Here is a 12,831-nt window from a genome sequence, read left to right as displayed (position 1 = left end):
CCGTTGCTGACCTATGGCTGAAGATCAAAATCCGCCTGCTGACGAGCAGGACAAAAACAATAATGAGCGTAAGCGCCCGGGCAAAAAACCGTTAATTATCCTCGGCATTGTCGTGGTGGTAATGGTCGTCGTGGCGCTGGTCTGGTGGTTTTTAACCCGTAACGAAGAGACGACTGACGACGCCTTTACCGACGGCGACGTGGTGACGATTGCCCCCAAAACGGCAGGCTACGTCACCGAGCTGCGCGTGCGCGATAACCAGCGCGTGAAAAAGGGCGATCTGCTGGTGGTCATCGATCCGCGAGATACTACCGCACAGCGCGATCAGGCTCAGGCCCAGCTTGGGCTGGCCATCGCGCAGCTGCACCAGGCCCAGGCGCAGCTTGCGCTCTCAAAAGTCCAGTATCCCGCCCAGCGTGACGAAGCCAAGGCGCAGGTGCTGAAAGCGCAGGCCGATCTGGCGAATGCGCAGGCAGAGTACCGTCGCCAGCGCGGCGTCGACCCGCGTGCAACCACCCAGCAAAGTATTGATTCCGCTAACGCACAGCTGCGTAGCGCACAGGCAGGGCTGGCCAGCGCCCAGGCGCAGCTGGAAGTGGCAGAGCAGGTACAGCTGCAAATCCGCCAGCAGGAAACCAACGTTGAAGCGCGCGAGCGTCAGGTCGATCAGGCTAAAGCCCAGCTGGAAACGGCAAATCTGAACCTCTCCTATACCGAAGTCCGCGCCCCGTTCGACGGCGTTGTCACCAAACGCAACGTGCAGCCCGGTACGCTGGTGCAGGCGGGAACGGCGCTGTTCTCGCTGGTATCCCCGAACGTGTGGGTGGTGGCGAACTTTAAAGAGTCGCAGCTCGAGCGCATGAAGCCGGGTGATAAGGTCACCGTGTCCGTTGACGCATGGCCGGATATGGAGCTTGAAGGGCACGTTGACAGTATTCAGCAGGGCAGCGGCTCGCGCTTCTCCGCCTTCCCGGCAGAAAATGCCACCGGCAACTTCGTTAAAATTGTGCAGCGCGTGCCGGTCAAAATCGTCATTGATAAAGGCCTGGATCCCAACAAACCGCTGCCGCTGGGGCTGTCGGTGGAACCGAAGGTGACGGTGGAATGACGGATCACAGCCACGACAGCTGGAAGCCCGCCAGCAATCCGTGGGCGGTGGCGATTGTCGTCACCCTGGCGGTGTTTATGGAGATCCTCGATACCACCATCGTCAACGTGGCGCTGCCCCACGTGGCGGGTTCGCTCTCGTCCAGCTATGACGAATCCACCTGGGTGTTAACCAGCTATCTGGTTGCGAACGGCATTGTGCTGCCCATCTCGGCGTTTCTGAGCCGGGTGTTTGGCCGCAAGCAGTTCTTCCTGATCTGCATCGTTATGTTCACCGTCTGCTCGTTCCTGTGCGGGATCGCCACCGAGCTATGGCAGATCATCCTGTTCCGCGTGATGCAGGGCTTTTTTGGCGGCGGACTCCAGCCTACGCAGCAGTCGGTGCTGCTCGACTACTTCAAACCCGAGGATCGCGGCAAAGCGTTTGGGCTTTCCTCCATCGCCATCATCGTTGCGCCGGTTCTCGGCCCGACGCTGGGGGGCTGGATCACCGACAACTACTCCTGGCGCTGGGTGTTCTTTATTAACATTCCGGTGGGGATTGTGACGGTGCTGGCGATCTACCAGCTGCTGGAAGATCCGCCGTGGGAGAGCAAATCAAAAGAGAAGCTGACCATCGACTGGACGGGGATCGGCCTGATCGCGCTGGGGCTGGGCTGCCTGCAGGTGATGCTGGACCGGGGGGAAGATGAAGACTGGTTCTACTCGAACTTTATTCGTACTTTCGCCGTGTTGACGCTTGTCGGCATTATCGGCGCGATTTACTGGCTGGTATATGCCAAAAAGCCGGTGGTTGATCTTCATTGCATGAAGGACCGCAACTTCGCCGTCTCCAGCCTGCTGATGGCCGGTATGGCGATGATCCTGTACGGCAGCTCGGTGGTGATCCCGCAGCTGGCGCAGCAGGATTTGGGCTATACCGCCACCTGGTCCGGGCTGGTGCTGTCGCCCGGGGCGGTGCTGATCGTCTTAACTATCCCGCTGGTATTGAAGCTGATGCCGGTGGTGCAGACGCGGTGGATTATTGCCTTTGGCTTTACCTGCCTGGCGGTGTCGTTCTTCTGGTCGCGCACGCTGACGCCGGATATTGACTTCGAAACTCTGGTGCTGTTCCGCAGCGCACAGTCGATAGGGCTGGGGTTCCTGTTTGTGCCGCTCACCACCATTGCCTTTATTTCGATTCCAAGGCGGCTCAACGCCGATGCCGCAGCGTTATTCACCATGTTCCGTAACGTTGCGGGGTCGGTTGGGATTTCGCTGTCGACGGCGGCGATTACCGAGCGCTCGCAGGCGTACAGCGCGCACCTTGCGTACCACGCCTCGCCTTTCAATGAGCAATTCCAGCAGGCGATACGCGAAAGCGCCCAGGCAATCCAGAACTTCACCACCCAGGTAGGGGACCCCACCGGGATTGCCACCGGACGCATGTACCAGACCATGATTGAGCAGTCGCGCTTCCTGGCCTACATCGACGTCTTTACCATTCTGAGCGCGGTGGCTTTGCTATTGATTCCGTTTTGTTTGTTGCTCTCGCCGGTTAAGAGCGAGGGGAGTGCAGGAGCACACTGATGATACACAGACGTTTACACCCTCTGATGATAATGATGCTGCTGGCGGGCTGCGCCGTCGGGCCAGACTACCAGCAGCCCGCGCCGCCCGCCGTTACGCACTGGAACGATAAGGGCGACAGCGCGGTGAAATCACAAACCACTTCCGCCGCGACCAACCCGCGCTGGTGGAAAACCTTCGGCTCGCCGCAGCTCGACAGCCTGGTTGAACGCGCCATTGCCGGAAACCTGACGCTGCAGCAAACGGTGCTGCGCATCGCGGGAGCGCGTGAACAGATTAACCAGGCAGGCGGGGCGTTTTACCCGTCGGTGAATGGCAATCTGCAGGCGACGCGCCAGCAGCTCGGCCTGGAAGGGGAGTTGAAATCCCACGGCGTGTACGATCAGCTTGATAATGTCGATCCTGAACTGCGGGGCGCGTTAGGCCCGCTGACGCAGCCGATTAACCTTTATCAGGGCAGCTTCGACGCCCAGTGGGAAATCGATCTGTGGGGCAAGGTGCGCCGGCAGGTGGAGGCGGCAGAAGCGCAGCAGAAGGCGGCGATAGAGCAGCGCAACGACGCGCTGGTGTCGCTGGAAGCGGAAGTGGCGCGCGCCTGGCTGCAGCTGCGCGGGGCGCAGAGCATTATCGCCACGCTGAATACCCAGATAAAAAGCGCCCAGCAGACGCTGGACCTGACCGAAAGCCGCCAGCGCGGCGGGCTGTCTCCGCAGATGGACGTGGAAAACGCCCGTGCGCAGCTGGGCAATCTCGAAGCACAGCTGCCGCAGTATCAGGCGCAGGAGCGCCAGGCGATGAACGGTCTGGCAATCCTGCTCGGCAAGCCGCCCGGCGCGCTGGATGCGGAATTGCAAAGCGTGCAGCCGATGCCAGCCCTGCCGGATATCGTACAAACGGGCATTCCGTCGACGCTGGCGCGACGCCGGCCGGACGTGCGCGAAGCGGAGGCGAATCTGCATGCCGCCACGGCGCAAATCGGCGTTTCGGTGGCGGAGCTGTTCCCGAGCTTTACCCTCTCCGGGCAGTTTGGCCTGCGAAACAGCGAAAGCAACTGGCTGACCGACTGGAGCAGCCACTTCTACAGCTTTGGTCCGCAGGTCTCTATCCCTATCTTCCAGGGCGGACGGCTGGTCTCCAGCGTGAAGGTCGCGCGGGCGCAGCAGGGCGCGGCGGTGCTGGACTATCGCCAGACGGTGCTAACAGCGCTCGGCGATGTCGAAAACGCGCTGGTGAGCTATCGCACCGACCAGCAGCGTGAAGCGGGGCTGGCGAAAACCATCGATGCGCTGCAAAACGCGTTTGACCTGGCGAGCGACAGCTACCGGCAGGGCATCGCCAGTTTTATCGACGTGCTGGACGCCCAGCGGCAGCTGGCGCAGGCCGAGCAGCAGCGCGCGCAGGCTCAGGTGCAAAGCGCGCTCGACCTGGTCGCGCTCTACAAGGCGCTCGGCGGCGGCTGGGAGCCGTATCAGCAGGTGCAGTTACCGGATTACAGCGTCTTTGGCGACGCCCCGCGCGGATAAATTTTCAGAGGATTGGGCAAGAAACGGACAGGAACGCCACATTCGCGATGGCTGAGCGGCGGGTATAACTAACAGACACCCAATCGACATGCGAGGAAAGCGTTATGCGTTATCAAAAACTGGGCAATACCGGACTGTTTGTTTCTGAACTGTGCCTCGGCACCATGACGTTCGGCGGTGAAGGCGGCATGTGGGGCAAGATTGGTCAGCTCCAGCAAAATGAAGCCGAGCAGCTGGTGGGCCGCGCGCTGGACGCGGGCATCAACTTTATCGACACCGCCGACGTCTATTCGGAAGGCCGCTCGGAGGCGATCCTCGGGCAGGCGCTGAAAAACCTGAACGTCCCGCGCGAAAACGTGGTGGTCGCCACCAAGGTGTTCGGTGAAACGGGTAGCGCAGGGGTGAACTCGCGCGGCAGCTCGCGCTATCACATTATCAGCAGCGTGAAGGAGAGCCTGCGCCGCCTGCAGCTCGATCATATCGATCTCTACCAGCTTCACGGCTTTGACCCCGCCACGCCGATCGAAGAGACGCTTTATGCCCTGGATAACCTGGTGCAGCACGGCCACGTGCGCTATATCGGCGTCTCGAACTGGGCGGCGTGGCAGATTGCCAAAGCGCTCGGTATTTCTGAACGCCTCGGGCTGGCGCGTTTCGCATCGCTCCAGGCGTATTACACCATCGCCGGACGCGATCTTGAGCGCGAGCTGGTGCCGATGATGCAGAGCGAAGGCGTCGGGCTGATGGTCTGGAGCCCGCTGGCGGGCGGTCTGCTGAGCGGAAAATATGGCCGCGACGGACAGGGTGAAGCCGGTAGTCGCCGTCTGGAGTTTGACTTCCCGCCGGTGGATAAAGCGCGCGCCTTCGACTGCGTGGACGTGATGCGCACCATTGCCGAGCATAAAGGCGTCTCCGTGGCGCAAATCGCGCTGGCGTGGCTGCTGCACCAGAAAGCGGTGACCAGCGTCATTATCGGTGCCAAACGTATCGATCAGCTGGACGACAATATTGCCGCGACCGGGATCCGCTTGAGCGAAGACGAGCTTAAACAGCTTGATGCGGTCAGCGCGCTGCCGCGCGAATATCCCGGCTGGATGCTGGAGCGGCAGGGTGAGTATCGCCGCAACCAGCTCGCACAGTAATATCCCTTCTTCCCCGGTGGCGCTTCGCTTACCGGGGCTACTTTCCCTGGTCATTATTTCAACCCATCTCACAAAAAACGATCCTCCTCTTTGATCCTCATTTCATCTTCGCCTATATGACTAGTCATGAAATTTTAAATGACTAGTCATATAGGGAGAGACCATGAACAATTCACTGCCGGCCAACTTTTTATGGGGCAACTCCGTATCCAGCATGCAGACGGAAGGTGCCTGGAATGAGGGCGGGAAGGGGATGTCGGTGTATGACATTCGGGAAGCCGGGGAGAACATCTCCGACTGGAAAGTGGCGACAGACTCCTACCACCGCTACCGGGAAGATTTCGATCTGATGCAGGATCTGGGCATGAACTGCTACCGCTTCCAGATCTCATGGAGCCGCGTCTGCCCGCAGGGTGACGGCGAGTTTAACGACGAGGGCATCGCGTTTTACGACCGTTTTATCGACGATCTGATTGCCCGCGGCATTGAGCCGATGATCTGCCTCTACCACTTCGATATGCCGCTGGCGCTGGCGCAGGAGTACAACGGCTTCAATGACCGCCGGGTAATGGACGCCTTTATCCGCTACGGCAAAAAGATGATCGACTGCTATGGCGACCGCGTGAAGTACTGGCTGACCTTCAACGAGCAGAACATCTTCCATATGCCGGAAGCGTTCCGCATTTCCGGCTATATGAAAGGCGAGCAAACCCTGCGCGAGCTGTACGAGTTACAGCACCACACCATGGTGGCGCACATGTCGCTGACCGAGTACCTGCACCAGACTAAGCCGGGCCAGCTGATGGGCGGCATGCTGGCGCACCAGCTGATTTACCCGGCCACCTGCAAACCGCGCGATATCTTCTGCGCCCAGCAGTACGACGAGTTCCTCAACCAGAACCTGCTGCGCGTCTTTGCCGGTCAGGGCTACAGCCCGGCGGTGATGGCGGTGGTGGAGCAGGAAGGCTTTGGCGATATCTACCGGGCTGAGGACCTGGCGCTGTTCGCCCGTACAAAGAATGACTATATGGCCTTCAGCTATTACGCCAGTAAAACGCTGGACAGCGATGCGATCCCGGAAGGCACGCCGGTGAATTATTACCTGCTGCACGGCGAGAAAAATAACCCGTACCTGAAGGCCACCGAGTGGAACTGGCAGATCGATCCGCTCGGTTTTCGCACCATCATTACCCGCTACGCCAACGACTGGCGCCTGCCGGTATTCCCGATCGAAAACGGCATTGGGGTGATTGAGTCCTGGGACGGTATAAACCCGATTGAGGATACCTACCGCATCGACTACCACCGGGCGCATATCGAGGCGATGAAAGCGGCAATGTTCGAAGACGGAGCAGAGGTGATCGGCTACCTCGGCTGGGGCCTGATCGACATTCTCAGCTCTCAGGGAGACATGCGTAAGCGCTACGGCGTGGTCTATGTCAACCGTGAAAACCACGACCTGAAAGACCTGAAGCGCGTGCCGAAGAAGAGCTACGCGTGGTTAAAACAGGTTATCCATACCAACGGACGCGAGATGTAAGCCGTACGCTGCCGGGCCGTTTTTGTGACTGATTGATGGGAACTATCCGCTATGTCTGAAACAAAAATAACACCGCATATGCAGTCCTTTGTCGACAAGTTTGTAGAGTTCTCGGCGCGCCTGGCAAACCAGGTGCACCTGCGCTCCCTGCGCGACGCCTTCGCCACGGTGATGCCGATTTTCATCCTCGCCGGTCTGGCGGTGCTGGTGAACAACGTGGTATTCCCGTGGATTTTTGACGGCGACACGCTCGCGCACTTCAAGGTGTGGGGCGAGGCGATTATCAACGGGACGCTGAACATCGCCGCGCTGCTGCTGGCGCCGATGATTGCCTGGTCGCTGGCGCGCAACAAAGATTTCGACAATCCGGTCTCGGCAGTGGTTATCGCCGTCAGCAGCTTTATTATTATGATGCCGATGCGCCTGCAGATTACGCCTGTCGGCGGCAATACCGCGGTGAACGTCACCCAGGTGCTGACGTTCGCCAATATCGGCTCCACCGGGATTTTTGCCGGGGTGCTGATCGGGCTGCTTTCAACAGAAGTGTTTATTGCCATCTCGCGGCTGAAGGCGCTGCACATTTCCCTCGGGGAAAACGTGCCGCCGGCGGTGAGCAAATCCTTTACCGCGCTGATCCCGACCATTCTCACGCTTTCGCTGTTCGCAGTGCTGGCGGCCATACTGGCAAACGTGCTGCACACGGACCTGATCCATCTTATTACGACCTTTATCCAGCAGCCCCTGCGGCTGATCAACACAAGCCTGCCGGGGACGATTTTCATCTACAGCTTTGGTAACTTCCTGTTCACGCTGGGTATTCACCAGTCGGTGGTGAACAGCGTGGTGCTGGAGCCGTTCCTGCTGATCAACACCAACGAAAATATGCTGGCCTTTGCCAACGGACAGCCGATCCCGCACATCATCAACAACATCTTCGTGCCGACGTTTGGCATGGTGGGCGGCACGGGCAGCACTATCTCGCTGCTGATCGCCATCTTTATCTTCTCCCGACAAAAGTCGGCGAAGCAGGTGGCGCGTCTGTCGCTGGCGCCGGGTCTGTTCAACATCAACGAGCCGGTGATTTTCGGTTTGCCGATTGTGTTTAACCTGCCGCTGATGATCCCGTTCGTGCTGCTGCCCGCTATCGGCATTTACTTCGCCTGGCTCTGTACCACGCTGGGGTTAATGTCGCGCTGCGTGGTAATGATCCCGTGGACCACGCCGCCGATCCTGAGCGCCTGGCTGGCCACGGCGGGGGACTGGCGGGCGGTGGTGGTGCAGTTGGCAATCATCGTATTTGGTGTATTCTTCTACCTGCCTTTCCTCAAGATTGCCGAGAGAGTGGCGTTGAAAAACAGCGGGATAGAAAACTAACAGAAAGGAAGGACGATGGCGGCGAAGTACATCACCATAGCGCGGGAAATTAAGAAACGCATTATCAGCCAGCAGTACGCCGCCAATGAACCGCTGCCGGACCAGTTTGCGCTGGCGGCGGAGTTCAGCACCAGCCGAATGACCATTCAGCAGGCCATGCGTCAGCTGATTGTCGAAGGGCTGGTCTACACCCGTCAGGGGCAGGGAACGTTCATCCGTAAAAATTTCCTCCAGCTCTCGCAGTGGGATCTCTCCGGCAGCGACTACTTTGGCGCCACCAAAACCTGGGAGCATCTTGGAACGGTGACCAGCCAGGTGGTGCATTTTGAACTGCGCTTCCCGAACGAGAAAGAGCAGGCGTCGCTGATGATTAACGCCGATGCGCCGATCTATGACTTTATTCGTCTGCGTTTGCTGAACGGCGAGCCGATGTCGCTGGATTCCACGGTGATGCCGATGAATCTGGTACCCGGCCTGACGAAAAGCCATCTTGAAGGTTCGGTGTTCCAGTATCTCCAGGAGACGCTGGGGCTGAAAATTATGGGGTCGTACCGGGTGGTGCGGGCATTAAAGCCGAACGCGCTGGACATGCTGCATCTGGTCTGTGCAGAGAGCGACCCGGTGCTGGAGGTCGAGCAGGTGATCTATCTGGAGGATGGCACACCGCTGGAGTATGCGCACTGTCACTATCGTTACGACCACGGCGGGATCGTGATCGTGAATAACGGGTAATCAGGTTTTCAGGCGCACGACTCGAAATAGCTGTCCGTGTCTTTTATGTAAAGATCGTTCTGACACAGATGCTGGATTTGACCAGGCTTCAATGTAAAGCGGATTTTTTGAAGCCAGGAGCGTTTTATTTTGCTGGTATTGTCGCGAGATAAACCATAGTCATGGATTATCTCATGAACAAAACGAATACTCTGTGCAGAAACATAAACTGGTGTTTTGGTGAGCTGAATCAGTTTGCTGATCCAAATATCATCCGCGCGAGGACAGACCTTAATAAAATCCTCGTTAAAATGGAAATACTCCGGAATCATATTTTTCTTGAGCACAACGCCACCGAGACCAGTGATGATATAGTTTTGCTCAACAACTTTTGGCACGGTGATAAGCGGAAAATTACGATAGGTATCAAGAAGTTCTTTCTTCTTCTTTACTGTTTCACGCACGCGCGCAGCAACCACATATTCCTGATTGTGGCGGTAGAAATCATTCAGCAGGGTTTCTGCCCAAATTTCGTTATAGATAGCGTCATCGTCGGCATAAATCAGAATATCGTCTTCGGTTGCAGCTTGTAGCGCCGGAAACAATTTACGATAAGGCCCGGTATTTTTAACCCATTTAAAAATCAGGTTTGTACCCGTCTGGCGAATTTTCTGCACCCATTCAGGCTCGTCAGTGATGCCTTCGTCACTGAGATAAGGTGTGCTGGAGACCCACACAACAATTTGATCGACCTTCTTACTCTGGTTCGCCAGTGACCACACTGTTTGCGAACAGAGATAAAGGCGCGATTTTGTTGTTGTTAAGTTAATGCTGATCATCGAACTAAGTGTGCTCCAGGAAATAAAAAGACCCTATAAATACAGATAATACTGATTTTATAGGTAGGCGCATCATAACACTTAGAGGATTAGATGTAACCCCGCTGACTTAGCAGAAAATGGCAAGAATGGGACTTACAGCATTAATTGCTGTTCCGAAAGGATAAGCATGGTGGGTATTGCGGAGGAATAAGACCCCGATAATTTGGGGTCTTATAAGATACTTTAGTGCTTCAGATTGATCAGTTCAAACGCACCGGCATACCGGAGCGGTTCTGCACAGCCTGATCGACAATCGCCGTTTCCACGTCAGCCTGAGAGGTTACAGCCTGCACCGCGCTGTTCAGCGTAACTGGTACGACTTCGTTGTTGTTGATCTGATCTTCGCTAGTAGACAGCGGGTTGTGCACTTCGATGTAGCGGCTGCCGTCTGGCTCAGACGTCGCTTTCACCGGTTCGTTGATGAACTGCACACGCGTACCGACCGGCACGTTTTCGAACAGGAACTTGATGTCTTCGTTACGCAGACGCACGCAGCCGTGGCTCACGCGCAGGCCGATACCGAAGTTGGCGTTAGTACCGTGAATGGCGTACAGACGGCCAATGTACAGCGCGTACAGACCCATTGGGTTATCCGGGCCTGCCGGAACGACGGCTGGCAGCGGTTCGCCTGCAGCGATGTATTCCGCGTGCATTTTGGCCGTAGGCGTCCAGGTTGGGCCCGCTTTCTTACGCTCTACTTTAGTGGTCCAGTTCATTGGGGTGTCTTTACCCAACTGGCCGATACCGATTGGCAGCACGATAACGGTGTTGGTGCCTTTCGGGTAGTAATACAGACGCATTTCCGCGCTGTTAATCACGATACCTTCGTGAACGGTATCCGGCAGGATCAGCTGCTGAGGAATATTCAGCACGGTACCCGCTTTCGGCAGATACGGGTCTACGCCCGGGTTCGCTTCCAGCATGTTAGACAGGCCCAGCTGGTACTGCGCAGCGAAATACTCGAGTGGCTGAGAGTTACCTTCCGGAACGGTGACCACCTGGTTTTGTCCCACCAGACGGCTACCGTCGGTCGGCAGCGGATACGTCACCGCAGAAGCGGTCTTACAAAAACCTACTACGGCTAACGCCGCCGCAAAAAGCGTTGTTAATTTCATGTTCATGTTGTGCGAGGTATCTAAGCCATTCAGGCGATGAGTTGATAAGTCTGAATCTGTGATGGGAGCGCATTATATGTGCATTCCCGCTAACAGGGAATTCAGATGTGTACGAAATCACATTTTTTTCGATTTTGTTAAAGTTTAGTGGAGAGTCGCAACACGGGATCTCAATTCGGAATTGTGGCATAATGCCGTGTTTATCACACTTTTCGCAGGAATCTCCCCGTGTTAGTTACCAGCAACGTCACTATGCAGTTTGGCAGTAAGCCGCTGTTCGAAAACATTTCCGTCAAATTTGGCGGCGGCAACCGTTACGGCCTCATTGGTGCCAACGGTAGCGGTAAATCCACCTTTATGAAGATCCTCGGCGGTGACCTGGAGCCGACGCTCGGTAACGTTTCGCTCGATCCTAATGAGCGCATCGGTAAGCTGCGTCAGGATCAGTTCGCCTTCGAAGAGTTCACCGTACTTGATACGGTGATCATGGGGCACGCGGAGCTGTGGGAAGTGAAGCAGGAGCGCGATCGCATTTACGCCCTGGCTGAAATGAGCGAAGAAGACGGCTATAAAGTGGCCGACCTGGAAACGCAGTACGGCGAAATGGACGGATACTCTGCGGAAGCGCGCGCGGGCGAGCTGCTGCTCGGCGTCGGCATTCCGGTAGAACAACACTACGGCCCGATGAGCGAAGTCGCGCCAGGCTGGAAGCTGCGTGTCCTGCTGGCACAGGCGCTGTTCTCTAATCCGGACATCCTGCTGCTCGATGAACCGACGAACAACCTGGACATCGATACTATCCGCTGGCTGGAGCAGACGCTGAACGATCGCGACAGCACCATGATCATCATCTCGCACGACCGTCACTTCCTGAACATGGTCTGTACGCACATGGCGGATCTGGACTACGGCGAGCTGCGCGTTTACCCGGGCAACTACGACGAATACATGACGGCTGCCACTCAGGCGCGTGAGCGTCTGCTGGCCGACAACGCCAAGAAGAAAGCGCAGATTGCTGACCTGCAGTCCTTCGTCAGCCGCTTCAGCGCCAACGCCTCTAAATCGCGTCAGGCGACCTCGCGCGCCCGTCAGATTGACAAGATCAAGCTCGATGAAGTTAAAGCCTCCAGCCGTCAGAACCCGTTCATCCGCTTCGAGCAGGATAAGAAACTGTTCCGTAATGCGCTGGAAGTGGAAGCCCTGGCAAAAGGCTTTGAAAACGGTCCGCTGTTTAAAAACTTCAACCTGCTGCTGGAAGTCGGCGAGAAAATTGCCATTCTGGGCGCCAACGGCGTGGGTAAATCCACCATGCTGAAAACCCTGGTCGGCGAACTGCAGCCGGACAACGGCACCGTGAAGTGGTCTGAAAACGCGCAGATCGGTTACTACGCGCAGGATCACGAGTATGAGTTCGAAAACGATCTGACGGTGTTCGACTGGATGAGCCAGTGGAAGCAGGAAGGCGACGACGAGCAGGCGGTGCGCAGCATCCTGGGGCGTCTGCTGTTCAGCCAGGACGACATCAAAAAGCCAGCTAAAGTGCTCTCCGGTGGTGAGAAGGGCCGTATGCTGTTCGGCAAGCTGATGATGGAAAAACCAAACATCCTGGTGATGGACGAACCGACCAACCACCTGGATATGGAATCCATTGAATCGCTGAACATGGCGCTGGAGATGTACCAGGGCACGCTGATCTTCGTCTCTCACGACCGTGAGTTCGTCAGCTCGCTGGCAACCCGCGTGATCGAAATTACGCCTGAGCGCGTGGTGGACTTCACCGGTAACTACGAAGATTATCTGCGCAGCAAAGGTATCGACGGCTAAAAAAAAGCCCGGTGGCGCTTCGCTTACCGGGCCTACGTTCTATTC

10 protein-coding genes are annotated in these 12,831 nt (G+C 57.0%); 8 read left to right on the top strand and 2 right to left on the bottom strand.

The annotated features are described in order from the left end of the window. Window positions 1-13 precede the first annotated feature (13 nt). From ABR39_RS11230 to ABR39_RS11200, 7 genes are all read left to right on the top strand, one after another. The gene (locus ABR39_RS11230) at window positions 14-1,108 is read left to right on the top strand and encodes an HlyD family secretion protein (protein ID WP_047347005.1); all 1,095 of its coding nucleotides are present in this window, start codon (window positions 14-16) and stop codon (window positions 1,106-1,108) included. Next, window positions 1,105-2,676, top strand: coding sequence for a DHA2 family efflux MFS transporter permease subunit (locus ABR39_RS11225; protein ID WP_047347004.1), 1,572 nt, complete (start codon window positions 1,105-1,107; stop codon window positions 2,674-2,676). The genes ABR39_RS11230 and ABR39_RS11225 overlap by 4 nt, the downstream gene beginning before the upstream one ends. Continuing rightward, window positions 2,676-4,199 (top strand): efflux transporter outer membrane subunit, encoded by a 1,524-nt coding sequence (locus ABR39_RS11220; RefSeq protein WP_047347003.1) that lies wholly within the window; start codon window positions 2,676-2,678, stop codon window positions 4,197-4,199. Before ABR39_RS11225 ends, ABR39_RS11220 begins: the two co-directional genes overlap by 1 nt. A gap of 104 nt (window positions 4,200-4,303) precedes the next feature. Further along, complete coding sequence (locus tag ABR39_RS11215) at window positions 4,304-5,341, top strand: aldo/keto reductase (RefSeq protein ID WP_047347002.1); 1,038 nt, start codon at window positions 4,304-4,306, stop codon at window positions 5,339-5,341. 163 nt (window positions 5,342-5,504) lie between these two features. Continuing rightward, window positions 5,505-6,881, top strand: a complete 1,377-nt coding sequence (locus ABR39_RS11210; protein WP_047347001.1) for a glycoside hydrolase family 1 protein — start codon at window positions 5,505-5,507, stop codon at window positions 6,879-6,881. Window positions 6,882-6,932: 51 nt separating this feature from the next. After that, window positions 6,933-8,255: a PTS sugar transporter subunit IIC gene (locus ABR39_RS11205; protein ID WP_047347000.1), complete on the top strand. Its 1,323-nt coding sequence runs from the start codon at window positions 6,933-6,935 to the stop codon at window positions 8,253-8,255. 15 nt (window positions 8,256-8,270) lie between these two features. Then, window positions 8,271-8,987: a GntR family transcriptional regulator gene (locus ABR39_RS11200; protein ID WP_047346999.1), complete on the top strand. Its 717-nt coding sequence runs from the start codon at window positions 8,271-8,273 to the stop codon at window positions 8,985-8,987. Window positions 8,988-8,995: 8 nt separating this feature from the next. On the opposite strand, the gene ABR39_RS11195 is transcribed toward ABR39_RS11200, so the two are convergent. Next, window positions 8,996-9,805 (bottom strand): glycosyltransferase, encoded by an 810-nt coding sequence (locus tag ABR39_RS11195; RefSeq protein ID WP_048339040.1) that lies wholly within the window; start codon window positions 9,803-9,805, stop codon window positions 8,996-8,998. Between the two features lie 242 nt (window positions 9,806-10,047). Further along, the gene (ldtB, locus tag ABR39_RS11190; protein WP_047346998.1) at window positions 10,048-10,968 is read right to left on the bottom strand and encodes a L,D-transpeptidase; all 921 of its coding nucleotides are present in this window, start codon (window positions 10,966-10,968) and stop codon (window positions 10,048-10,050) included. Between the two features lie 222 nt (window positions 10,969-11,190). On the opposite strand from ldtB, the gene ABR39_RS11185 reads away from it, so the two are divergent. Further along, the gene (locus tag ABR39_RS11185; RefSeq protein WP_047346997.1) at window positions 11,191-12,786 is read left to right on the top strand and encodes an ABC-F family ATPase; all 1,596 of its coding nucleotides are present in this window, start codon (window positions 11,191-11,193) and stop codon (window positions 12,784-12,786) included. The last annotated feature ends 45 nt before the right edge of the window (window positions 12,787-12,831 follow it).

The sequence above is a fragment of the Enterobacter genomosp. O genome (genome assembly GCF_001022965.1).
Classification (GTDB): domain Bacteria; phylum Pseudomonadota; class Gammaproteobacteria; order Enterobacterales; family Enterobacteriaceae; genus Enterobacter; species Enterobacter cloacae_L.
Note: the sequence above shows the minus strand (reverse complement) of the source record. Positions and strands in the feature narration are given on the sequence as shown.

Coding starts and splice junctions, on each gene's coding strand:
- ABR39_RS11230 (WP_047347005.1), top strand. CDS start 14: ATGGCTGAAGATCAAAATCCGCCTGCTGACGAGCAGGACAAAAACAAT.
- ABR39_RS11225 (WP_047347004.1), top strand. CDS start 1,105: ATGACGGATCACAGCCACGACAGCTGGAAGCCCGCCAGCAATCCGTGG.
- ABR39_RS11220 (WP_047347003.1), top strand. CDS start 2,676: ATGATACACAGACGTTTACACCCTCTGATGATAATGATGCTGCTGGCG.
- ABR39_RS11215 (WP_047347002.1), top strand. CDS start 4,304: ATGCGTTATCAAAAACTGGGCAATACCGGACTGTTTGTTTCTGAACTG.
- ABR39_RS11210 (WP_047347001.1), top strand. CDS start 5,505: ATGAACAATTCACTGCCGGCCAACTTTTTATGGGGCAACTCCGTATCC.
- ABR39_RS11205 (WP_047347000.1), top strand. CDS start 6,933: ATGTCTGAAACAAAAATAACACCGCATATGCAGTCCTTTGTCGACAAG.
- ABR39_RS11200 (WP_047346999.1), top strand. CDS start 8,271: ATGGCGGCGAAGTACATCACCATAGCGCGGGAAATTAAGAAACGCATT.
- ABR39_RS11195 (WP_048339040.1), bottom strand. CDS start 9,805: ATGATCAGCATTAACTTAACAACAACAAAATCGCGCCTTTATCTCTGT.
- ldtB (WP_047346998.1), bottom strand. CDS start 10,968: ATGAACATGAAATTAACAACGCTTTTTGCGGCGGCGTTAGCCGTAGTA.